Source organism: Bradyrhizobium sp. CCGUVB1N3, assembly GCF_024199925.1.
Classification (GTDB): Bacteria; Pseudomonadota; Alphaproteobacteria; order Rhizobiales; family Xanthobacteraceae; genus Bradyrhizobium.
This window is the reverse complement of record NZ_JANADR010000001.1, coordinates 9,422,622-9,445,726: the sequence shown is the minus strand read 5'-3', so window position 1 is coordinate 9,445,726 and position 23,105 is coordinate 9,422,622. Positions and strand designations below refer to the sequence as shown.

Sequence of the window (23,105 nt, the reverse complement as noted above, 5' to 3'; positions counted from 1 at the left end):
CAGGCGCTCTTGAGGGATTACTGTGCCGCAAGCGGCGGTGCGTCGATCTCGACCAGACCATCGCCCGTTCGCCGCGCGCCGAAATCCAGCACGGCGGCCACCAGCGCGTCGATGTCGGTCACATCCGTGCGGTGATTGACGATCGCGGCGCGGATCGCAAACTTGCCGTCCAGCGTCGTGCTCGAGGGCGCGGCGATGCCTGAAACCTGGACATCGGCAACGATCTCGCGATTGACCTCGTCATCGGCACGATAGCGGAAGCACACGATGTTGAGATTGACTGGCGCGAGCAATTCCAGTCGCGGCTCGGCGAGAACGCGTGTTTCGAGATATCGGGCGAGCGCACAGGTGTGCGCGATCATCATGCCAAGCCTGTCGGTGCCAAACGTCTTCAGTGTGAACCAGGTTTTGAGCGCACGAAAACTGCGCGACAGATCGGGGCCGAAATCACACGGCCATTGCGAGCCTGCCGCCAACCCTCTCGCCTCGCGCCGCAAGTACGCCGCAGGCTGCGCAAAAGCCTGCCGATGTTTCTCTCCGTCGCGGACCATGAGGAAGCCGGCGTCATAGGGCACCTGCCCCCATTTGTGGAAATCGAGCGCGACGGAATCCGCAAGCTCGATGCCGGCAAGGCGCGGCGCAAGCTCAGGCGAAAGGATCGCCAGCGCCCCGAACGCACCGTCGACGTGGAACCAGATCCCCTCCTCGCGGCACAATTGGGCGAGATCGGCGAGATCATCGATCGCGCCGATATCGACGGTGCCGGCAGACGCGACGACGAGGAACGGCTTGAAGCCGACCTCGCGATCGACGGCGATCTGCGCACGCAGTGCCGAAACGTCGATGCGATGCTCGGCGTCGATCTCGATCTGACGGAGCGCATCGGTGCCGAGCCCAGCGATGTCCATCGCCTTCGCGATGCAACCGTGCGCGGCTTTCGACGTGTAGGCGGTGAGCAGTCCGCCGTCATTGCCGATGCCATGCTGTCGAGCCAGCGCACCGAGCGCACTCGTGCGCGCCACCAGCACCGCCATCAAATTCGCCATCGACGTCCCCGTGACGAAGATGCCGCTGGCGGTTTTTGGAAAATCGAACAACTCGCGCATCCATGCGGTGATCTGCCGCTCGACCTCGATCGGCATGTGATCGCGACCACCGAGATTGGCGTTGAGCCCGGCCGCCAGCATCTCCGCGAGCATGCCGACCGCGGTGCCGCCGCCATGCACCCACCCCATGAAACCGGGATGGACGTTGCCGGTTGCGTAAGGCGCGATCACTTCCGAGAATTCGCGATAGACCTCGCCGAGATCGGTTGCCCCGCGCGGCACATCCGCCTTCAATTGCGCGCGAACGCTGTCCGGTGCAGGCTGCCACACCGCCCGCTCGCGCACATTGGCAATCTGGTCGATCGTCTCGTCCAGCATGCGGTGAGCGAGCGCACGAAACGCATTCCAATCCTGCGGATCGAGCGACGCGCCTGCAGGAGTGCTCTGGATATCGCCCCGGATGATCTCGTTCATGCTCCGCTCCCGTCCGCCTTCGCATGTCGCGACAGCATCGCGGTGAACGCGGCAAAGATCTTGCGCATCTGAGGCTGCTTGTACGGAAACACGTCCGGCGAATCCATGTTATGCACCACGGCCGTGTTGTCGGCCTCGAAGATCAGGAGCTCGCCACTCTTGTTCTCGGCGCAGTCGATCGTGAAATAGTCCAGCCCCACGCGGGCGATCATCTCGTCGAGCGCAGCACGATGACGGCTCACGAAGACGGCATCGAAGTCGCGCATGAAGACGGTTTCCTCCGCGCGCTTCTCTTCGCTGAAGGCCATGTAGGCGTTGAGATACCAGATGTCCCAGCGATCTGCGATCGCCATGTGACAGGCGTAAGCGCGGCCATCGACGATGGCGAGGCGATATTTACGGAACAGTCCATCGGCGCTGGAATAGTCGACGAAGCGCGCGACGAAGAATTCCTGCTCCTGCCGCTCGGTCAGATAATCGGCAAGCGCGGCGGCATCGTCGACCTTCACGAGGCCCACGCCGGCATGCGTGCCGCGCGGCCGCACGATCATCGGAAAGCGCAACTCGGCCGTGATATCCTCGCACCAGATCTGTCCTTGCGACAGATCCGACAATTGCGCGCGCGTCGCGCAGACCGTTGCGGGAATGTCGAGGCCCGCCGTGCCGGCGAGCAGGCGATGCAGCTTGTCGCGATCGAGGTTGGCGATGCGGTCCGGACGGTTGAGCAGCGGCCGCGGCCAGCGCGAGACGGCATTATCGATCGCCGCGAGCGCCTCGCGGCATTCCTCGGAATCGGATGCGACGACGATGGCGACGTCGTGATCCGGCAGCGGCTCCGGCAGGCCCACGCCCTTGACGACGTAGAGCGTCAACAGCTCGATGTCCGAGCTTTCGAGCAGGAATTCGATCGGAGTGTTGCCGCCCATGTCGATGGCTGCGGCAAGCGCGAGCACGCGCAGCGCGGGCTTTGCAACGGCGCAAGGCGAACGAAACAATTGATGGAAGGCAAGCACCTCAGCCTGGATCGCAAGACCTGCCTCCTTGTCGCCGAGAAGCTGCGCGATCAGCGACAGGTCGAGCCCCTCGCCCGCCTGCGCGGTGCCCTCGGCGATCCTGCTCACGAGCTGATCGCGTAACGGCCGCAGATCGACGCCGGCGAACGCCTGATGCGTCAACCGCGCAAAGCCGATACGATCGGCAACTTGCGGCGCGTTCACGCCGGGCGGATGCGAAACTTCGGACTGCATGTCAGGCTCCGGATGCAGATGCCGCACTGTTCGTGCGACCAAGCAGCAGCTCGATCTTCGCCAGCACATCGGCGATGCGGTCGAGAACGTGCTGAAGATTCCTTTGCGCTTGCGCCGCATCCGCCGACCAGGCGCCGGTCACGAGCTGCGCACCGATGCAGAGCCGCAGCGGCGCGGCTTGTGTGCCGTCTGGCCGCACCAGACGCACCGGCTGGCCGACGAGATACCGCTGCGCAGCCACCTGCCGGTCCGCGGCACTGCCGACGCCGTCGTCGTTCAGGTCGCGCGCGAGCGCACGATAGACCGCGTTGGTGTCGGCGATCGACACCGGCCGGCCATCGCGCAGGAGCATGACGGGAAAAATCGTGTCGTGGACGAACTCCTCGTCGTCCACGCCGCTTCGGTGCGCGATGGACGCGATCGCGCCGAGCGAAGGCGTCAGGGCGATCATGTCGTCGACGCCGGCCCTGAGCTCGCCGAGCGCCTTGGCGCGGAAGGCACCGGGCAGCGCGTAGTAGCTGGCGATCTCCGCCAGCGCCGCCTCCCAGCGCAGCCACTGACCGAAATTCGGTCGGCGCTCGAAGCGTGATCGCAAGCCGTTCCAGCCCTTCGGCCAGTCGAAGCGGCTGGCGTAGTCGAGGAAGCCCGGCGCAATCTCGTTCAAGCGATCGAGCGCGCGCACAAATCCCTTGGGCACCAGCAGCGCGCCGCTGAAGGCCGGCCCGCCGAAGAATTTCGAGCCGGTGACCAGCACCATGTAGCCGCGGTCGAGATAAAAGCGCAGCCGCCGCCGGCCCAGCCGCATCTGGCAGGCATCGACAGCGATCTGAACCTTGCCCGGCCAACGTTTTGCGATCTCGTCGAGACAGGCCTCGCTCGGCGCACGCCAGCCGAACTTCGAGGAGTCCATGATTTGAAGCAGCACGGGCGCGCCTTGCGCGACCACCGTCTCGATTGCGCGAAGCACCGCGGAGTCGGCGTCCGCCTCATCCGTCAGCGGCAGCGCGATACTGTCGCCGCCAAGACCTGCGATCGGGCCGTCCTTGCGGACCGACACACCGCTCGCCGTCACCGAGCTAAAGTGGCGCCCGCGCGAGGTAAACGCCGTTCCGCTTCCCGTCTGGTCGGAGCCGACGACGACGGTGACCGGCGGCGCGCCGAGCACGGCGCGCGCCAGGAACAGCGAGTAGAGCTGCGCATCGGTGCCGGATGGCGAGAACACGACATCGACCCGCGGCGAGAGCTGGAGATGGGTGCGCAATTCATCGCGCATGTCCTCGAGACGGGCGTCGAAGGCGACCTCCACCTCGTCGAACAGCGATTTATGCACGAGTTCCTCGCGGGCGAGCGCGGCGCGCTCATACGCCGCTTGCGAGATCGAGGATGCGGTCGAAGATGCGAAATTCCAGATCTCGGGCGTCGGCTGCGGCGCGCAAGCATAGGCGTTGAGACCGTCCCGTGGATCGAGCGCCAGTCGCGGGTCGCCACCGGCGGCAAGCAGCGTCTCCAGCGGCGTGAAAAGGTCGCGCAGCCCGTAGCGCGGCCCGTCGTCAGCGTGGAATCGGGATACGCCGACGCTCATCCGGCTGGCTCAGGCAGCGTCTGCTGCGGCGGCGGGTGCCGGCGCGAATTGCGAGGCGATGTCGCCGTGGAACACCGACGGCCCGACATGGTCGAGCGAGCTCTGGATGTCGGCCCAGATCTCGCCGCCGATATCGGTCCAGCGCTTGCAGAAGGCGAAGTCTTCGGAGAGGTAGGTGCCGGTTGCCGGGTCGATCATGCATTCAAACAGCGCGAAGCGGTTCTGGCTCGCAGCCAGCGTGTCGTGAGAATGCTCGCGGAAGAACTGCAAGCCCGCGTAGTTCGGATGCCGGCACATCGCCTCCAGCGCGTGACGGCGGATCATCAGGAAGCCGGTGCCCGCGTAGCGCACGCGCGTAAATCCGTTGACGACGACGATGCGGTCGGGATCCTCGATCTCCAGCACGTAATCGAGCGAAGCCGCCGGCACATCGGCTCTGCCGGCCTGGATCGCCCGCCTGGCCTTGTCCCAGTTGACGCGCTTGATCGGATAGCAGCCGGCGACGACGTCGGCGCCGCTTTCGATCAGCCGGAACACCTGCTCGGGCGCAAAGCCGATATCGGCGTCGACAAACAGGAAATGCGTGGCCTTGGGATCGTCGAGGAACATCGCGACCAGATTGGCCCGCGCACGGGTGATCAGCGCGTCGCCGTCGCGCAAGAGCACCTTGAGCTCGAGATTGGACATGCCGTGCACGGCGCGCTGGAGCGAGAAGATCGAGCTCGCATAGATGCTCGACACCTGCCCGCCGAAGCACGGCGTTGCGACCACAAGCTGCATCCGATCCGACATCAATTGCCCCGCGCGCCCCAAATCCTCACCAAGAGGTAAACAGGCATGGTTAATGGAGCCTTAACGCTCCCTTACAGGAATTTGACGAGCGAGAGCTGCGCCAGATTCGCCGTGGTCTGGTAGGACGCCTGGAGCGCGTTCTGGAGCGACAGGATCTCGCTCGCGACCTGGTCGGGAGACGCCGACTCGGCCTGGTCGATGATGGTCTGAAGCTGCGCCTTGGCCTGGGTCTGGCGCGTGGTGGCGTCCTTCATCGTGTTCTGGGCCATCGCGATGTCGGTCTGGATGTCCTCGATCTTCTGTTGCCCGGGCTGCGGCGTCAGCGCCTGCGTTGTGCGCTGGCTCAGCGCTGCAACCTGCGCCCCGGAATATTGCCCGGTCGGCGAGGTCGAGAACGTGCCGAACACGGCAATCGCCTGCAACTGGCTGCGGATCGCATCCTCGTCGGCCTGCGCGCCGTATTGCACCGTGACGGAATCGTCGACTCGCGCCACCGCGGTCGAGCGCGCCGAGCCGGGCCCGTCATTGCCCTGATACCATTTCACGGTATTGGCCGAGCCGTTCACCAGCGTCGTCGCCGAGCTCGCCGGTGAGGAGCCGACACGCAAGGGCGGCTGGGTGGCCGTGATCGGCGACGAGGCGAAGCCGAGCGCGCCAAGCGCAGCCGTGGCGCCCGCGGTCGAGCCCGAGATGCTCAGGGTCGCTGCATCGTCGGTGTTGATCGTGATTACGCCGCCATGGATTGTCGACGGCTTCGAGGTGCCCGTGATCGAATCGATCTTGCTCAGCAGGGTCTGGATACTGTCGGTGACGTTGAGCTGGTTCCCGGTCGCGCCCGAGGCGACGAAGCTCAGTGTGGTGCCGTTGACGGTGATGGAATCGCCGACGGAGAAGCCGGGTGAGATCGAGTCCGAGGGAGCCGTGCCGGACAGCGCGGTGGTGCCACTGATCGGTGCCGCTGGGGTCGCCTGGTTGGTCTTGGCAGCGCCGATCGCCGAGCTATCCGTGTTGAAGAAATTGTCGCCGGCGGCCACGGCGGATGCCGCCACCAGCGAGGTGTTGGCGAGCTTCTGGATCGCGGTGTTCAGCGCGGTGTTGAGGTTCGAGGCGGTATTGTTCGGGTTGACGGGGGTGCTTGCATCGATCGCAAAGCTCCCGGCCGGCGTCGGCGTCGCACTGGAGGCGGTCAGGTCGATCTGCTCGGTCGTGCCGTCCGGCAGCGTGAACTGAACGCTCAGCTTGTCGCCATTGTTCGGATTGTTGCCATTGAGATCGACCGAGAAGGACACCGGCGATCCGCTCGGCCCCGTCACGGTGGCGCCGGTCAGCGTCGAGGAGACGGCCGCGATCTTCAGCCCGAACGGCGATCCTGCGACGTCCTCGGACACCTGCACCGAGCTCGCCGTCGGCTGCGTCTGCACCAGCCGGCCCATGCCATTCGCGCCGAGGTCGGCCGCCTGGCGCTCGGCCATGACGGTCTTGAAGCCCGCCTGCGTCGTCGTGCCGTTGATGATATCATCGGCGTTGGCGACGGACTGCGTGTTGAAGGCGGTCCCAGAGAACAGATAGCGGTTGCCCGACTGGGTGTTGAGGACGCCGACCATCGAGGCGAACTGGGCCGCGGCGGTGTTCTGCGCAATGGTCTGTCCGTTGACGTTGAGATCCTGGGCGGTGCTGGCGGAGCCCGTCTGCACCGTATTGCGGATCGTCGTCAGCGACTGGAGCGCGGTGTTGGCGAGGTTGATGCTGACGTTGACGTTGGTGATCGTGTCGGTATAGGCGGCGATGTTCGAAAGCTGCGCGCGCGAGGCGATCGCGAAGCCTTCGTTGGTGCCCATGCCCGAATAGTTCTGGGACAGCTTGCCGGTGGACAGCTGCGTCGACAGGTCGGTGAGCTGCTGGTTGATGTTGCGTATCTGCGCGCCGAGAATCGACGAAGAGTAGTTGATGCTGCTGATCGACATCTTTCAGAGCCCTACACTTGGTTACGTTTGAGCCTGGAGCAACGTGTTCATCATGCTTTGCACCACCGACATCACGTGGGCGTTGGCGGCATAGGCATTCTGGAGCTGGATCAAGTTCGACATCTCCGAGTCGATGTTGACGCTGGATGTCGAGTTGAATTTTGCCTGGAGCGTCGAGACAACGACGCTCTGGCCCTGCTGCAACGCCGTCGCCTGGGTCGAAGCGTTGCTCTGGATGCTCAGAAACTGCTGTAGATAGCTCGAGACCGTGCCGGTGAACGCCTGGCTCGACGAGCCCAGCCCCGTCGTCGGCGAATAGGAGAACACCGAACTGGTGAGCTGCGTGTAGAGGAAGTCCGAGCGCGTGGTATCGCCGGCAGGCGTCACCGGCGAAGTGTTGTAGACCGAGAGCTTGCTCGGGTCGGTCACGACCGCCGCGTTCACGCCGATGCGCCCGGCAAGCCCGGTCATCTGCGATCCCGATGAGGTGATCGCGCCGGTGTAGAGCGCGCTGCCGTCCGTGAACAACGGCATTTGCGCATTGCCCGACTGGAGCGAGGAGATCGTCTTGGTCACCGAGGCCGAATTGACCGTGCTCGAACCAGTGCCGTCGTCCGTAATCTGGAGCGTTGTGCCGGAGCCTGCAAACGACAGATGCGCGCTGCCGGCCAGCGCGGTGTTGAGCGTCGATAGAATCGAGGCCATCGGCGCGGAGAAGTCGACGCCGATTTTGAGCGGATTGGCATTGGTGGCGTTTTGCAACGGCAGCGCCGCCGGATCCGCCACGTTGACGATCGCGATCTGGCGCTGGGTGTTGGTCGCGGTATCGGTATAGGTCAGATTGACCGAATTGCCAGGTGCCGTATTGGAAATGTCGACCGCGAAGCCGGACGGCGGGCCGGCGACGGCCGTGCCGGCCGTGGTCTTGTCGGACATCGCGCTCGCCATCGTCGCGGCGAGCTGGTCGACCTGGGTCTGCGCCTGCACCAGCGTCTGGTCGCGCAGCTTGAGGTCAGCGGCAATCTGTCCCGACGACACCACGTTGTTGGCGACGACGTCGATCGACGAGCCGTTCGGCAGCGAGATGTTGAATGCGCCGACACCGGATTTGGCCGGATTGCTGTCATAGAGCGAGTTCGCCGTCAGCGCCCCTGCGGACGTGAAGGTGAACTTCGAGGCGAGGCCGGCGCCGACAAGCTGGATGCCTGTGTTGGTGTAGACGTTCGCCTGGTTGGAGCCGTCGGTGACGACGCGGACGTCGACATATTTCGACAATGTGTTGATCGCCTGATCGCGCTGATCCATCAGCGTCGCCGCCGACGGATCGCTCGAGCTCAGGCCTTGCAGCTTGGTGTTGATGTCGGCGATCTGCTGCATCGACGCGTTGGCTTGCTGCGCCGAGGTGCCGAGATCCTGCTCGACATTGCTGCGCAGCGACTGGATGCCCTTGGTCGTGAGGTTGAGCTGCTGCGCCAGCGACTGCGCCGCGGCGACCGCTACCGTCTGCGCCGACGAGGCGCCCGCGCTCGTCGACAGCGCCTGGAGCGAGCTGGTGAAATCGTTCAGCGCGGTTTCGAGCGTGCCGCTGCCGCCGGGGTTGCCGTACACATTCTGAAGCTGTTTCAGAATATTCGCCATCTGGTCGGCGTAGCCGCCGCCACCGGTCTCGGTGCGGAGCTGGCCCTGCACGTAAGTGTCGAGGTCGCGGCTGACGCCGGTGGTCGTCACCGTCGAGCCGAAGTCGCCGGTGGTGACCTCGATCTGGTTCGGCGACTGGGCGACGTAACCCGGCGTCTGCGAATTGGCGACGTTCGAGGAGACGATCGAAAGCGCGGCCTGGTTGGCACGCAGACCGCTCATCGCGCTGGCGAGGGATGAACTCAAACCCATGCTACTGCCCGCCTCTGGTTACGCTGCGTCAGCGCTGATCAGCGCAACACGTTCAGGAGATCCTGCACCATCGAGTTCGCTGTCGTGATGACCTTGGTGTTGGCCGAATAGGCCTGCTGGGTCACGATCAGCTTGGTGAACTCGTCGGCGATGTCGGTGTTCGATCCCTCGAGCGACGAGCCGCTGATGGTGCCGGAAGCGCCGTCGATCGCCGGGCCCGACTGGTCGGTGACGGCGTAGGCGCCGCCGTCCATCGCCTTCAGGTAGTTGGTGCCGTTGAAGTGCGACAGCGTCACCGCAGCGAGATCGAGGTTCTGGCCGTTGGAGAAGGTGCCGACCACGATGCCGTTGTTGTTGACGGCGACTGAGCGGAGCTGGCCGGCGGCGTAGCCGTTCTGCGTGATGGTGTTGATGGTGACGGCGCCGCTGGTGCTCGCATATTGCGTCAATCCGCCCGAGGAGATGTTGAAGGCAACCGAGCCCAGCGACTGGCCTCCGACTGTGACGTTGGGGATGGTGATGCCCGAACCGCTCGGGGAGGTGAGCGAGCCGTCGCTGGCAAAGGTGAAATTGGTGCCGGTGTTGATCCATGCAGTCTGCGTGCCGGTCGCACTGGCGTTCGACTGATAGAACAGGTTCCAAGTGTCGGAGTGCCCGGCGCCGAGAGAGGCGCTGTCGACCTTGCCCCAGCGCAATTGCAGGTTCACCGGCGTACCGGTAGCATTGTACGCGGTCACTGCGCCGCCGCTGATGGACTCCTTGGTGAAGGTCGAAACGTCGTTGCTGGTCACGACACTGTTGCCGGTGCCGTGGGCCTGCGATACCGGGCTCGTGAAACCGAGCGTGGAAAGGTCGGCCGACGGCGTGCTCGTGATGCTGAGATCCTGCATGGCGCCGGTGTGAAGCGTGATGGCGCCGCCGCTGATCGTCGGAGCCACGCCGGTGATCCCGCCGATCGCCGAGAGCAGATCGCCGACGGTATCGTCCGCGCGGACGTGGGTCGAATCCTGCAAGCCAGTGCCGGCCGCGGTAATGGTGATCGTGGTGCCGTCGACCACGATCGTGTCGCCAGCGGCGAAATCCGTCGTCAAGGAGTCGCTACCCGCGGCGCCTGACAGCTTCGTCGCGGAGGTGATGGCAGCAGCAGCCTTGTTGTTGACGGTCGTGCCGGTGGTCGTCGCATCGACATAGGGCAACGGGCTCGACACGAAGTCGGACGGATTGAGGCCACCATAGGCCACGAGTGAGCCGCTCGTCGCCGTCGAGCTCCCCAACGTGTTCGGCTGGGATGGCAGGTTCGCCGCGTATTGGATTGAGGTGGTCGCCTGTGCCGGGACGAAGTTGTTCTGGAATTGCAGCACCGTCGGCACGTTGCCGAGCGCGTTGCCGGTCTTCGGGTCGACCGCAACGCCCATCAAATAGTAGCCGGCGCCGTTGACGAGATTGCCGTTGGCATTGACCTGGAAGTCGCCGCGGCGCGTGTAGTAGTTGACGCCGTCGAACACCGGCACGTTGTCGACGACGCCGCTTGCCTTCTGCACCGAGAAGAAGCCGTCGCCGGTGATCGCCATGTTGGTCGCGACGCTGGAGGACGAGATCGTGCCTTGGGTCGTGATCGTGGCCTGCGCATGCGCGGTGACGCCGCCGGCGACCTGCTTGCTGGGCACCTCGGCGTCGGGGATGAGATCCTCGAAGCTGGTTCCGATGCCCTTGTAACCGGTGGTGGAGGAGTTCGCGATATTGCCGGAAATGTTCTGAAGCGCGTAGGACTGCGCCTGCAGGCCACCCACCGAGGTGTTCATTGCATCGAAGATACCCATAACTTTGTCTCCAAATTCGATTCCGGCGGCCGGCCGACCGTTCGCGACCCTTGGCCGCAATCGAAGGAGACGTCGCAAGGCCTATGCCAATGCGGGTATTTCAATGAAATCAAAGATTTAAATAGACATGCCCCGGCCGTGAGACCGGGGCACAATTGCCGGGCCGGCAACAATTGCCGGGCACACCCCTTATGTCGCGGACGCTGCCGCGGGGTGGAAAACGAGCCCAAAACCGTCGATGCAGTAGCGCAATCCGGTGGGCTTTGGACCGTCGTCGAAGACGTGGCCGAGATGGCCGCCGCAGCGGCGGCAATGCACCTCGGTGCGGACCATGCCGAAGGTGCGGTCCTCGGTCTTGCCGACATTGCCCTCGATCGGCTGGTAGAAGCTCGGCCAACCGGTGCCGCTCTCGAACTTGGTGTCGGAGGCGAACAGCGGCAGGTCGCAGCCGGCGCAGGCGAAAACGCCCTTGCGATGCTCCTTCAACAGCGGGCTCGAGCCGGGCCGCTCGGTGCCTTGGTTGCGCAAAATCTCGTACTGCTGAGGCGTGAGCTGGGCGCGCCACTCGGCCTCGGTCTTCTCGATCTCGAATTTCTCCGCGGCCTTGGCCGGGGTCGCTCTCGACCAGCGGAACGCCGTCAGGCCGAACAGGCCGGCGACAGACGTCAACAGGATGCGGCGATCAAACATCTCTTTCTCCGTGCGAGGGGACTTTTCACCTGTCCACGCGCTGAGATACGGGCTTCAACGCGCGACGTTACACCGTCAGGCGGAGTTTTTTCTCAAATTATTGCGAGACACCCTGCTCCTGCGGCACGGCCTCCTCGGCATGCGGCACCGGTTCCGGCCGTGGCGCGGGCCGAACGGGGTGCACCGCGGCAGGCGGCGGGCGCCGCGGACCCGTACCGGCGGCCCGGTTGGCTTCAGCCAGCTTCGCCTCGCGCTCCCGCTCCTTGACCCGCACCCGCTCGCGGTAACGGGCGAACGAGCCGGCGGCGGCCGAGCTCGCCCTGCCCCAGAGCCCGATCATCTGGCCGGCAGCCCGCCCCGTGATCCCACCCGCCCAGACCAGCTCGAACGGCGAGAACAGGCGCCATCGCTCGTCACCCCGGAGGATGCTGCGGACGATAAGCTGCCCGGCCATGGCGGAGGTGTTCATGCCCTGGCGGCCAAAGCCGCTTGCCACCCACAGGCCTTTGCGGAGCTGCCCGATCTGCGGCATGCCGTGCACGGTCTGGCCGGTGGCCCCGCCAAACATCTCGGCGATCTCGACCTCGCCGAGATCAGGAAAGATGGTGCGGATCCGGCGCTTGACGGCGCCGGCGAAGCGCTGCGGGCCCGCGGCCCAGGTCGTCTCCGGGCTTTCCCACATCAAGCGGTCGCCATCGACGATGCGGAAATGGTCGATGCCGTCGGTATCCATCACCGATCCCTTGAAGGCGAGGATCTCGGAGAGGCGCTCGCCGAGCGGAGCGGTGATTCCGGCATAGCGCCAGACCGGCAGCAGCGTGTCCGACAGGCGCTTCAGCGGCGCGCCGAGATGGATGTTGCCGGCGAGCACAATATGCGTGGCGCGTAAGCGCGCCGACGGCGTCACGATGCGCTTGCGGATGCCGGAATGATCGATGCTGACGACCGGCGTGTCCTCGAAGATGCGCGCACCGGCCCGCCGCGCCAAAACCGCGAGCCCGTGGACATACTTCCGGCCGTCGACCTGAAACGCCTTCGGATAGTAGACGCCGTGGAAATAACGGTCGGTCTTGAGCACCGCGCGCACGCGGTCGGCCTGCCAGCCTTCGGCCTCGGTGTCGAAATCCTCGTTCAGCATCTGGAGCCGGCTGATCAACCGGTCGCCGGCATCGACATTGGAGACCTCGAGCACTCCGTCGCTCACGCCGATCCCCGGCATCGTCTCTTCGGTGGCGTTGGCGCGCACGAATTCGGCGCCCTCCTTCGACAGCGCCCAGAGCTCGCGCGCGTCCTCGAAACCGATGCGCTCGATCAGGTCGGCGGGCGGCAGCGCAAAACCCGGCATCACGGTGCCGAGCTGGTTGCCGGAGGCGTTCCAGCCGACATGGCGGCCCTCCAGCACCGCGACGCTGGCCCCGAGCCGAGCCGCCTCCAGCGCGATCGTGAGCCCGGCAAGCCCCGCGCCGATCACGCAAATGTCGGCGTCGAGATCGAATGACAGCCGCTCGCGCTCGCGAAAGCCGGCTTCTTCCTGGGACACGCTTGTGTAAGTCTCGCTCATGTCGTTTTCTTAAGACACCGGTCAGGCGCTTGTCACCTTGTCCTGAACCGGTGCCTGTACATTAATTGAGACCGGAATGATTCGAGAATGCCATGCGCCGTTTGATGCTGCTGCGTCACGCCAAGACCGAGACTGACGCACCGAGCGGCCGTGACCAGGACCGCCGTCTCGACGACCGCGGCCATCGGGATGCAGCCCAGATTGGCGACTGGATCGCCCATCACCGGCCGTTCCCCGATACCGTGCTGGTCTCGCCGGCCGTGCGGGCCAAGCAGACCTGGGATATCGCCTGGAATGCGATGAAGGACCGTGTTGCGCCGCCCCAGGTCGAATTGCTGCCGGAACTCTATGGCGCCGCCCCCGCGCAGCTCCTGGAAACCATTCGCACCGCAACCATTCCGGCCTCGCCGAAGAGCCTGATGCTGGTCGGTCACAATCCCGGCATGCATGAAATTGCATTGATGCTGATGGGCGGCGGCGACGAGGCCGGCCGCAAGGCCCTCGCCCACAATCTACCCACAGCGGGACTTGCGGTCTTCGACTTTGACGTCAAGGATTGGGGTGACGTGGCGTACCGGCGCGGGAAGCTGGTGCTGTTCGTCAGCCCCAAGTTGCTGAAGCAGGCATGAGGACACAGGGCGCCGTCCTCAGCCGTCGAAAGACAGGGAGGCGCAGATGTTCAAGTCCATTCTCGTGCCCATCGACCTCGCCGACACCGATCTCGCAAAACCTGCAATCGCGACGGCCGCGACGCTGTCGCAAACCTGGAGCGGCACGGTGCGCCTGCTCAACGTGTTGCCGATGACGCCGGTGATGCTGGCCGAATATGTGCCGGCCGATTTCGACGAGCAGCAGCGCCAGACCTCGGAGGAAGCACTCGCCATCGTCGCGCGCGAGTCCGGCATCGACGCCCCGCGTATCTCCAGCGTGGTACGCCAGGGCGGCATCTATCACGAGATCCTGGAGGAAGCGGCGCACATGAAGGCCGACCTCATCGTCATGACCTCGCACCGCCCAGCAATGCGGACCTATTTCCTCGGCTCAAATGCCGGGCATGTGGTGCGTTACGCCAAATGCTCGGTGCTGGTGGTCAGGCACTGATTTTGGAGGAATCGTATGCGGGACTGGTGGCGCAAATGGAGTTACGAGGTCCCGCTCGCGATTGGCGATGCGCTATGGGACGTGCTGGTGGTGCAGTTCGCTGCGCTGTTGGACAGGCTGACGGTGCGGCAGGTCATCGCCTTCATCCCCGTCGTTATCCTTGTAGCGGCCTACTATCACAGGATCCCGATCCCGCCGGAGTTGATGCTGATCGGCGATTTCCTCGCCTATATCGACATCTTCTCGGTGCTGTTCCTGCTCGGCGTTCTCAGCCGCGTCGCCACGGTGCTGTTCGTGGCCAGGCAGGCGACGGCGCGGGCCGTGGCACTGGTCCGGAGCCTCCGAACAGGACTGCAACGGCTGGATGTCCGGCATCGGCGTGAGCGCAACGCGACACTAAGGCCGCGCCGCAAGCCCGATCGTTCCGACGACGATCGAGCCCGCGGAGTTGCGTGGGGCCAAGCCTGGAGCAACGTCGCGATAGCCTGACCCGACGGTTGCCTAGAGATACCGCGTCAGTTCGGCTTTCACCTGCCCGTAAACGGCATCCTCGATCTGCGAGCGCGTGATCCCGATGTCGCGCAGCGCGCGGTCGTCGAGTTCGTTCAGCGTCTTGACGGCGGCACGGCGCTCCAGGAAGTCGAGCAGCGCCGACGCGCCGTTGACGAGGGAGCGGAGAAATCCGCCTGACGAGGGTGGGCTGAGAGGCTGCCCGGCAGTTTGCGAGATGGTGGTCATGTTTCTTCTCCGGCAATCGTCCCGCGCGGCGAAAGCGATGCCGCCGGCACAGACGCTGATCGGCGCCTGCTCCTTTATTGCCCTCGGATTGCTCGCGCAGCCGGGGCTCAATCGCGGAACTTGATGGAACTTAAATGCTCCACTACAATGCTCGGAGCAAGCAAAACATTGCTCTCGGTGCAATAATGTCCAAGTTCGAATACGTGAAGCTGGCCGATGCCATTGCCGCCGATATCACTAACGGGGCGTTAAGGCCGGGCGACCGCCTGCCGCCGCAGCGCAATTTCGCCTATGAGCGCGGCATTGCGGTCTCGACCGCGAGCCGGGTTTACACGGAGCTGCTGCGCCGCGGCCTCGTCGTCGGCGAAGTCGGCCGCGGCACGTTCATTTCCGGCGAGGCGCGGCGCGGCGTCGCGGCTCCCGCCGAGCCGCGCGGTGCGCGCATCGATTTCGAGTTCAACTATCCGCTCCTGCCGCAGCAATCGGCGATGATCGCAAAGAGCCTCGCCGGTCTCGAGCGCCCCGAAGGGCTCGAGGTTGCGCTGCGGCCTGCGACCAGCACCGGCACGCAGGCAGCTCGGAGCATTTCCGCATCATTCCTGGCACGTAAGGGCTGGGCGCCGAACGCCGACCATCTCGTCTTCACCTCGAACGGGCGGCAATGCATTGCCGCCGCGCTTGCCGCGCTCGTGCCTGCGGGCGGACGCTGCGGCGTCGAGGCGCTGACCTACCCCTTCATCAAGGGCATCGCCGCGCGGCTCGGCATCGCGCTGGTGCCGCTCGCGATGGACGAGCACGGCGTGCGACCGGACGCGATCCAGAAGGCGCATCGCGAGGCGCATCTTGCCGCGCTCTATCTCCAGCCGACGATGCAGAACCCGCTCGGCATCACGATGCCGCTCGCCCGCCGCAACGACGTGCTGCGCGTCGCCGAGAAGCTCGACCTGCCGATCATCGAGGACACCGTCTACGGCTTCCTCACCGACGAGGCGCCCCTCGCCTCGCTCGCGCCGGACCGCTGCCTTGTGCTCGACAGCCTGTCGAAGAAGGTCGCGCCGGGGCTCGCGCTCGGCTTCATCGTCGCGCCGCCGCATTTGCGCGAAAGCGTGCTCGCCTCGGTGCGCTCGGGCGGCTGGACCGCGTCCGGCTATGCCTTCGCGGCCGGGCAGCGGCTGATGGCCGACGGCACCGCGGCCGAATTGTCGCGCCTCAAACGCATCGATGCGGGCAAGCGCCAGCATCTGGCGGCACAACGGCTTGCCGGCTTCGATATCCAGGCCGACCCGAAGTCCTATCATCTGTGGCTCGCACTGCCGCCGCATTGGCGCTCGCAGACGCTGGTCGCCGCCGCCGGCCGCCGCGACATCGCGCTGACGCCGTCCACAACGTTTGCGATCGCCAACGGTCACGCCCCCAACGCGGTCCGCCTTGCGCTCGGCGCGCCGACTTTCGAGCAGCTGGACGCGGGCCTGCGCACGCTCTCGGCGATGCTGCGCTCGAAGGAAGAGGATTTCGACTCGACGGAGTAGCGCGCCGGCTCTCACGCCTCCGGCCAGTCCGCGATGAAGCCTTTCGCTTTGTACGGCGCGATCTTGTCCCATTCGTGCAGCATGCGGCGGCGAAACTCGGCATCGGTGTGCCAGAGCCGGCGCGGCGTCGCAAAACTGTCGACGGTCACGAGCATTTTCGTCGCCTCTGGCCAGTGCCTGTGAAGCGTCATGGGGTAGCGGCGCGCCGTCCAGGTATTGCCGAGGCAGATCACGCTGCGAACATTTTGTAGCCCCAGCGCCGCATCGATGACCGGCAGCGAGAACACGACGTTCTCCCCCGTATTCATCGCCCGGTGCTCTTCGAGGATGCGGCCGGCCGGAATGCCGGCTTCGACCATCGCTGCCTTGATGAGCTTGCACTCGGATTGCTCCGAGCCCGGCGTCACCCCGCCGCTGACAATCGACCAGCGGAAATAGCCGTCCCGCCAGAGCCTCGCCGCGGTGACGGCGCGCAGCGCAACATCCTCGCGGGTACCGAACAGGAACAGCAGGTCGGCCGGCCGAAGCGGAGTCTCGATCAGATGCGTGGCATTGATTGCGGCGATCTCATCCGCCGTCGGCATTCGCGTGGTGCGGTCCATGACGACAAGGATGCGACATGGGCGCGCTCCGGCGAAGTCACGTTTGATGACCGCCGGTTGCAGCCGTGCCTATGGCAGCAGCGCCTCGGGTAGCCGATCAAAGCTGTAGCTGCGCGGCTGGTTGCGCCGGATGAAGCCGCCGATCTGCCAGGTGAACAGCGCGGCGAAGCCGACGATGAACAGCGCGCCGATGAATTCGCCGGTCGCAACCGCGCGGATGAGAAGCCCGGCCATCGCCACCGCCAGCATTGCCAGAAGCGCGAGCGCTGCCGAGTAGGCGGCGCGCCCGAGGCCCGCGGTCAGCTTGGCGCGGCTACCCGCCTTTGCCATGCGTGCATGCAGTGCGACGATGAAATCGCGAAAACCGTGATCCTGCGCCGCCATCAGCGCCGCGGTCTGCCAGGTCGTCGACAGGATCGCGATGCGGCCGCCATCCGCATGGCGGAGATCGGCGCGAAACCGGTGCTGCTGCATCGAGACCGGCCGGTATGACAGCCGGATCGCCGAGATCTCGCTATAGCGCCACAGGCCGGCACGGCCCGCGATCTGCCACGACAGGCCCTCATCCGTCAGCCCGAAGCGGTGCGCCGAGCCGATCAGCGACGCCTTGTAGGCGTAGCTCGTGCCTTGCTCGCTCGTGACTTGCGCGGCCTCCTGCACCTCGGACATCTCGATCGACCTTATCAACTCTGCGCGCGGCCTGATCGGCTTGCGCGACCGCCCTCACCCATCCTACAAATCAGGCATGGCTGAGACGACCTTTTTTCCCCGTCACCTGATTCTCGGCGGCGCGATGATCGCGGGCGTGCTGCTCGCGCTCGCGGTGCACATGCTGGGCGCGCGCTACGGGCTCGACCTCGGCGGGCTTTGGCGCTCGGACAGGCGTGAGTTCATGCCGGCGGGTGCGGCGATCGCGTGGTGGCTGATCGCCACCGTCGGCTTTTCCGGCGGCTACTTCACCGCGACACTGATGCAGAGCGCCGTCTCGGGTCAGATCCCGCAAAGGATGCGGCAGTTCCTGATCGCGGTCGGCGTGCTGCTGCTCGCCGGCGCCGGACAGGCGGCCGCCGCACCAAGCCCGATCCCGACCATCTCCGGCGTGCTGGCAGGCCTCGCTGCACTGTGCCTCGGCGCGGTGATGGCGTTCTGCGGCGCGCATTTCGCGCTCCGCAAGGCCTGACGTTCAGGCAGAGGCGCGCAGGCGGGGCTTCGCCAGCATCATCGCAACCTCGGACGCCGGCCGCGGCGCGCTGAACAGGTAGCCTTGCGCCTGGGTACAGCCCTCGCGCCGCAAGAGCTCAAGCTGAGCATCGTTCTCGACGCCCTCGGCCGTGGTCGCGATCCCGAGGCTGCGCCCGAGGCCGGTGACGGCGCGGACGATCGCCATCGAGTCCTCGCGCGTCGAGAGCTCGGACACGAAGGAGCGGTCGATCTTGATCTTGTCAAAGGGGAAGCTGCGTAAGTAGCTGAGCGAGGAATAGCCGGTGCCGAAATCGTCGAGCGAGATCCGCACGCCCTGCGCGCGCAGCTCGTGCAGGATCGCAAGCGTCGCCTCGCTGTTCTGGAGCAGCACGGATTCAGTGATCTCGAGCTCGAGGCGGTCGGCGGCGAGCCCCGAGGCGGCCAGCGCCTCGGTCACCGAGGCAACCAGGTTCGGGTTCTTGAACTGCACCGGCGAGAGGTTGACGGCGACGCCGATCTCCTCGGGCCAAGTGACCGCATCGGTGCAGGCGTTGCGCAGCACCTGCTCACCGAGTTGCACGATCAGGCCGGTCTCTTCCGCAAGCGGAATGAAGGCGGCCGGCGAGATCAGGCCGCGTTGCGGGTGATTCCATCGGCTCAGCGCCTCGAAGGCCACGACGCGGTCCCTGGCGACGTCGCGGATCGGCTGATAGTGGAGCTCGAACTCGCGCCTGCCCAGCGCCGCCCGCATATCCATTTCGAGCAGCCGCCGCGCCTGCGCGCGGGCATCCATGCCCGTCTCGAAGAAGCGATAGGTGCCGCGACCGTCGGCCTTGGCGCGGTACAGCGCGAGGTCGGCGTTCTTCAACAGTTCGTCCGGATTGCTGCCATCCTGCGGCGACAGCGAGATGCCGATCGAGACGCCAATGATGATCTGATGGTCGGCGATCTGATAGGGCGCAGAGATCACCTCGACCAGGCGTCCGGCGAGCGCGGTAGCCGCCGCTTCCTCCTCCTTGCCGAGCTGGACCACGGCGAACTCGTCACCGCCGAGCCGCGCCACGGTGTCCTTCTCGCCAACGCAGGCAGCCAGCCTGCGGCCGACCTCCTTGAGCAGCGCGTCACCAATCGGATGCCCGAGTGAATCGTTGATGTCCTTGAAGTGATCGAGATCGAGGCACAGCACTGCGAGCTGGTCGCCGGGCCTGGCGTGGCGCAGGCCCTGCTCGAGCTGCTCGTGGAACAGCACGCGGTTCGGCAGATTGGTCAGCGCGTCGTGGCGCGCCATGTGAGAGATCTTCTCCTGTGCCGCCAGCCATTCGGTGATGTCTTCGAAGGTCGCGACCCAGCCGCCGCCCTGCATCGGCTGGTTGACGACACGGATCGAACGGCCGAACCGGCTGACGATCATGGTCGTGGTGCGGCTGTCGCGGGCGTCGGCGACAAGCTGTGCGAAGAACTGGTCCGGATCACCCTGCCAGAGACCGCGTGCCTGCTCTTCGCGCAGCACGTCGAGCAGCAGGCGGCCGGAGAGCTGCATGTTGGTCCTGCGCAACATCGCGGCGTAGCGCTCGTTGAACAGGAGGATCTTGCCGTCACGGTCGAACATGCACAGCCCCTGCGACATGTTCTCGAGCGCGGTGTCGAGCACGACCTGCTGGCGCCCCAATTCGCCCTTGGCGCGGCGATCGAGGATGGCGGCGACGAGCGCGATGGCGATGATGGCGGCCGCAGCGCTCGCGGTGAGCAAGGAGAGCGTCGCCGGCGCGATCGACAGCCCGCTGATGGCGAGCGTCGGATCCGGGGTCAGCTCGACGGCCCCCATCGCCGTGAAGTGATGCGAGACGATGGCGAGCGTGAGCAGGCCGGTAGCGTTCACGGCGTGCGGAAGGTCGTCGCGCCGCGCCGCGACATGGATGGCGGCCGCACCGAACACGATTCCGAACAGGATCGAAGCCGCCACCGTGCCGCTCGCCCAGCCGATGCGCGCGGGCATCTCCAGCGCCGCCATGCCGGTATAATGCATGGCCGCAACGCCGCCGCCGACGATAGCACCGCCGAGGAGGACCCAAAGCGTGCGCGTCGAGGACACCGCGATGCTCAGGCCCACGAAGGTCACGGAGATCGCGAAGATCAGCGACAGGACCGTCACCGGAACGTTGTAGGCAGCGCCGGCGCCCGGCCCGTAAGCCAGCATCGCGATGAAATGCGTCGCCCAGATGCCGCAGCCGCTGACGATGGCATCGAGCGCAAGCCAGACCAGACGCGCAGAGCCATGTGTGGCGCGCGCCCGATGAAACAGGCTGATGGCCGCTGCGCTGGCGAGCAGGCAGACCGCGCCGCCCAGCGCGACCAGACCCCAATCATGCTCGTCCGTCAGGCAATAAAGAACTTGGTACATGGCAGGCCCCTTTCGGCGCCTGCACTAAAGAGGCGAGAGATGGACAGTAGGTAACCGGCTACATGCTGGTTCAGCGCATGGTGAACGAAAGCTGTGAGCCCAAGGCAGCATACTCGGGGTTAACCATCGGCTGGCGCGCTACGCCAGATCGCCGTCGCGGCCAGCAGCAGGACCACCGCCGCAATGATCAGCGAGGCGTGCAGGCCGGTCATGAAGCTCCCCGCAACCAGCGAGCCGAACAGCGCAACGCCGAGCACGCTGCCGGTCTGCCGGGTGGCATTGAGCACACCGGCCGCGATGCCCGAGCGGGCCTTCTCCACGCTGCCGAGCAGCGTCGATGTCAGGGGCGGCACCAAAAGGCCGAGGCCGCCGCTGATCGCGATCATCTGCACGGCGATCGCCCAGTAGCTCGTGCCAGGAGCCATGCCGAGCATGCCGAGGCAGCCCAGCGCCGAGACGCACGCGCCCACGATCATGGTCCTGAAAGCTCCGATGCGCTCGGAAACGCGCGGCGCCAGCAAATTCACCGGCAGCACCGCGCCCATCATCGGGACGAAGGCAAGCCCGGTCCACCAGGCCGACAGCCCGTTGACCTCCTGGAAGTAGAGGCTGAGCACGAAGATCAGGCCGTAGATCGCGACATTCACGAGCAGGCCCACGACCGAGGTCAGCGCGAACAAGCGGTTGCCAAACAGCGACAGCGGCAGCATCGGCTGCGCCGTGCGCTGCTCGCGCCAGACGAACAGCACGGCCAGCACAGCGGCCGCGACGAAGGCTGCGATCACGGCAGGATGCCTCCAGCCGATCGCGCCGCCTTCGATGATCGCACCGGCGAGCGCGCCCAGTGCTCCGATCGCCGCGCACTGGCCGGCCAGATCGATCTCGCGCGCACGCGAACGCGTGGTCTCGTCGGTGTAGCGCCAGGTCAGCCAGAGGCCGACAAGCCCGATCGGCAGGTTGACCAGGAAGATCGTCCGCCAGCCGATCAGCGTGATCAGGCCGCCGCCGACGAACGGCCCTGCGGTCAAGGCGAGGCTGGCGCCTGCGGCCCAGACCGCGACGGCGCGGCCGCGCTGCTTCTCGTCCGGATAAGCGTGGTTGAGCAGCGCCAGCGAATTCGGCACCAGGATCGCCGCCGCCAATCCCTGGATCAGCCGCGCGCCGATCAAGACGCTGGCGTTCGGCGACAGCGCGCAGGCGAGCGAGGCCGCCGTGAAGAGGGCGAAACCCGCCATGAACACGCGCTTGGCGCCGATGCGATCGCCGAGCGCGCCCGCGGTCAGGATGAAGGCGGCAAAGGCGATGGTATAGGCGCTCACCACCCATTGCAGTTCGGCCACCCCGCCGCCAAGCGCGGTGCCCATCGCATGCAGCGCGGTGTTGACGATGGTGACGTCCAGCTGCACCACGCCGTAGCCGAGGCTCATCGCGGCGAGCGTCAGCGAGGTGGCAAGGCGCGAACGCTGTGCGTTTCCCGAGGACGGGTAGTCGATATTGGTATTGGCGATATTGGTCCGCATGCTGCCATCCCGATTGCAGCCCATGCGAAGACTACACCCTCGGCCTCACATCATGATTCGATAGTGAACGAATGATGATTGCAGCGCTGTCACGAAAGCGCCGCGCGTTGCGCGCGGCGCTCCCTCGAGCGAGGTGGGGCCTAGCTCGCCGCGCGCAGGTTCACCTTGGTCTCGGCGATCGAGGTCAGCTTCCTGTCAGTCGCCTTCTCTTCCTCGAGCGTCTTGGCGAGCACCGCCGCGCAGTCGTTGCGGCCGAGCTGCTTGGCCCAGGCGATCAGACTGCCGTAGCGGACGATCTCGTAGTGCTCGGCGGCCTGCGCGGCGTTGATGAGGGCCGCATCGAGCACCGCCTTGTCGGCGACCTCGCCGGCGGTGTCGTTGGCTTCCTTGATGATGCCGTCGATCGCCGGGCAATCGATCGCCTTCACCTCGACGCCATGCATCTTGAACACCTCTTCCAGCCGCTTCACGTGTTGCTTGGTTTCATCCAGGTGCGTCAAAAAGCCCTGCTTCAACTGCGGATCGGTCGCCTTATTTGCCATTTTCGGCAGCGCCTTGGTGAGCTGCCGCTCGGCGTAATAGATGTCCTGCAATTGATGCACGAACAGGTCGTTCATGGTCTTGATGTCCTTGGTGAACAGTCCCATCATTTCAATCCTTGCACTTCGGGAACAGAGCGGCGCCTGCCTGCGTGCAGGCCGCTATCGCGCCATGTTCGGCTGCTGATGCGGCGCTAACCGACACGCATGAGGGACGTTCCGACAGGATCGAAAACCTTGCGCTGGAACAAGGCGAACCGCGCCGCGGTTTGGCAAAATGCGGGCAATGATACGGCAATGCCGCGACTCGTAATCCTTAACGCGCGGCAATGTGTAGGACGTATGACAAAAAGGGCTGTCCCAGCGCAGAACCTTCCGTTGTCAAGGGCTGCACAAACCGCTGTTTTTGCCTTAAGGAACTAGGATA

Annotated in this window: 20 protein-coding genes; 5 read left to right on the top strand and 15 right to left on the bottom strand. The window is 65.5% G+C overall.

Features of this window, described 5'->3' with window-relative positions:
• Nucleotides 1-17: 17 nt before the first annotated feature.
• The 9 genes from NLM33_RS44495 to NLM33_RS44455 all read right to left on the bottom strand — a co-directional run bounded on the left by NLM33_RS44495 (nucleotide 18) and on the right by NLM33_RS44455 (nucleotide 13,066).
• The gene (locus NLM33_RS44495; RefSeq protein WP_254104974.1) at nucleotides 18-1,520 is read right to left on the bottom strand and encodes an aspartate aminotransferase family protein; all 1,503 of its coding nucleotides are present in this window, start codon (nucleotides 1,518-1,520) and stop codon (nucleotides 18-20) included.
• Nucleotides 1,517-2,767 (bottom strand): RimK family alpha-L-glutamate ligase, encoded by a 1,251-nt coding sequence (locus tag NLM33_RS44490; RefSeq protein ID WP_254104973.1) that lies wholly within the window; start codon nucleotides 2,765-2,767, stop codon nucleotides 1,517-1,519. Before NLM33_RS44490 ends, NLM33_RS44495 begins: the two co-directional genes overlap by 4 nt.
• Before the next feature lies 1 nt (nucleotide 2,768).
• Nucleotides 2,769-4,349 (bottom strand): hypothetical protein, encoded by a 1,581-nt coding sequence (locus NLM33_RS44485; RefSeq protein WP_254104972.1) that lies wholly within the window; start codon nucleotides 4,347-4,349, stop codon nucleotides 2,769-2,771.
• A gap of 9 nt (nucleotides 4,350-4,358) precedes the next feature.
• Nucleotides 4,359-5,141: a hypothetical protein gene (locus NLM33_RS44480; protein ID WP_254104971.1), complete on the bottom strand. Its 783-nt coding sequence runs from the start codon at nucleotides 5,139-5,141 to the stop codon at nucleotides 4,359-4,361.
• Between the two features lie 71 nt (nucleotides 5,142-5,212).
• Nucleotides 5,213-7,105, bottom strand: coding sequence for a flagellar protein (locus NLM33_RS44475; protein WP_254104970.1), 1,893 nt, complete (start codon nucleotides 7,103-7,105; stop codon nucleotides 5,213-5,215).
• 21 nt (nucleotides 7,106-7,126) lie between these two features.
• A complete protein-coding gene (flgK, locus tag NLM33_RS44470; RefSeq protein WP_254104969.1) occupies nucleotides 7,127-8,995 on the bottom strand; it encodes a flagellar hook-associated protein FlgK in 1,869 nt (622 codons plus the stop codon).
• Nucleotides 8,996-9,033: 38 nt separating this feature from the next.
• Nucleotides 9,034-10,815: a flagellar hook protein FlgE gene (locus NLM33_RS44465; RefSeq protein ID WP_254104968.1), complete on the bottom strand. Its 1,782-nt coding sequence runs from the start codon at nucleotides 10,813-10,815 to the stop codon at nucleotides 9,034-9,036.
• Nucleotides 10,816-11,004: 189 nt separating this feature from the next.
• Entirely contained in the window at nucleotides 11,005-11,505 is a 501-nt protein-coding gene (gene msrB / locus NLM33_RS44460) for a peptide-methionine (R)-S-oxide reductase MsrB (RefSeq protein ID WP_254104967.1), read from the bottom strand.
• A gap of 97 nt (nucleotides 11,506-11,602) precedes the next feature.
• Nucleotides 11,603-13,066 carry an FAD-binding oxidoreductase gene (locus tag NLM33_RS44455; RefSeq protein WP_254104966.1) on the bottom strand — a complete coding sequence of 488 codons (1,464 nt, stop codon included), beginning with the start codon at nucleotides 13,064-13,066 and terminating at the stop codon, nucleotides 11,603-11,605.
• A 92-nt stretch (nucleotides 13,067-13,158) separates the two neighbouring features.
• On the opposite strand from NLM33_RS44455, the gene NLM33_RS44450 reads away from it, so the two are divergent.
• From NLM33_RS44450 to NLM33_RS44440, 3 genes are read left to right on the top strand one after another with little or no spacing between them, the layout of a single operon-like run.
• Nucleotides 13,159-13,695: a histidine phosphatase family protein gene (locus tag NLM33_RS44450; RefSeq protein WP_254104965.1), complete on the top strand. Its 537-nt coding sequence runs from the start codon at nucleotides 13,159-13,161 to the stop codon at nucleotides 13,693-13,695.
• Between the two features lie 46 nt (nucleotides 13,696-13,741).
• Nucleotides 13,742-14,167, top strand: coding sequence for a universal stress protein (locus NLM33_RS44445; RefSeq protein WP_254104964.1), 426 nt, complete (start codon nucleotides 13,742-13,744; stop codon nucleotides 14,165-14,167).
• Between the two features lie 15 nt (nucleotides 14,168-14,182).
• Nucleotides 14,183-14,656, top strand: a complete 474-nt coding sequence (locus NLM33_RS44440) for a hypothetical protein (RefSeq protein WP_254104963.1) — start codon at nucleotides 14,183-14,185, stop codon at nucleotides 14,654-14,656.
• A 12-nt stretch (nucleotides 14,657-14,668) separates the two neighbouring features.
• On the opposite strand, the gene NLM33_RS44435 is transcribed toward NLM33_RS44440, so the two are convergent.
• Nucleotides 14,669-14,905 (bottom strand): DUF1127 domain-containing protein, encoded by a 237-nt coding sequence (locus NLM33_RS44435; RefSeq protein ID WP_254104962.1) that lies wholly within the window; start codon nucleotides 14,903-14,905, stop codon nucleotides 14,669-14,671.
• 185 nt (nucleotides 14,906-15,090) lie between these two features.
• On the opposite strand from NLM33_RS44435, the gene NLM33_RS44430 reads away from it, so the two are divergent.
• Nucleotides 15,091-16,434 carry a PLP-dependent aminotransferase family protein gene (locus tag NLM33_RS44430; protein WP_254104961.1) on the top strand — a complete coding sequence of 448 codons (1,344 nt, stop codon included), beginning with the start codon at nucleotides 15,091-15,093 and terminating at the stop codon, nucleotides 16,432-16,434.
• 11 nt (nucleotides 16,435-16,445) lie between these two features.
• Here the strand turns inward: NLM33_RS44430 and NLM33_RS44425 are convergent, their stop codons facing one another.
• Together NLM33_RS44425 and NLM33_RS44420 are read right to left on the bottom strand one after the other, a co-directional pair.
• Nucleotides 16,446-17,018 (bottom strand): YdcF family protein, encoded by a 573-nt coding sequence (locus tag NLM33_RS44425; protein ID WP_254104960.1) that lies wholly within the window; start codon nucleotides 17,016-17,018, stop codon nucleotides 16,446-16,448.
• Nucleotides 17,019-17,105: 87 nt separating this feature from the next.
• Entirely contained in the window at nucleotides 17,106-17,705 is a 600-nt protein-coding gene (locus tag NLM33_RS44420; RefSeq protein WP_254104959.1) for a hypothetical protein, read from the bottom strand.
• 76 nt (nucleotides 17,706-17,781) lie between these two features.
• Between NLM33_RS44420 and NLM33_RS44415 the strand changes: the two genes are divergently transcribed.
• Nucleotides 17,782-18,216, top strand: coding sequence for a hypothetical protein (locus NLM33_RS44415; protein ID WP_254104958.1), 435 nt, complete (start codon nucleotides 17,782-17,784; stop codon nucleotides 18,214-18,216).
• A gap of 3 nt (nucleotides 18,217-18,219) precedes the next feature.
• Here the strand turns inward: NLM33_RS44415 and NLM33_RS44410 are convergent, their stop codons facing one another.
• The 3 genes from NLM33_RS44410 to NLM33_RS44400 all read right to left on the bottom strand — a co-directional run bounded on the left by NLM33_RS44410 (nucleotide 18,220) and on the right by NLM33_RS44400 (nucleotide 22,786).
• On the bottom strand, nucleotides 18,220-20,619 hold the full coding sequence (locus tag NLM33_RS44410; RefSeq protein ID WP_254104957.1) for an EAL domain-containing protein: 2,400 nt from the start codon (nucleotides 20,617-20,619) through the stop codon (nucleotides 18,220-18,222).
• A gap of 119 nt (nucleotides 20,620-20,738) precedes the next feature.
• Complete coding sequence (locus NLM33_RS44405; RefSeq protein ID WP_254104956.1) at nucleotides 20,739-22,139, bottom strand: MFS transporter; 1,401 nt, start codon at nucleotides 22,137-22,139, stop codon at nucleotides 20,739-20,741.
• 140 nt (nucleotides 22,140-22,279) lie between these two features.
• A complete protein-coding gene (locus tag NLM33_RS44400; protein WP_254104955.1) occupies nucleotides 22,280-22,786 on the bottom strand; it encodes a ferritin-like domain-containing protein in 507 nt (168 codons plus the stop codon).
• Nucleotides 22,787-23,105: the final 319 nt, after the last annotated feature.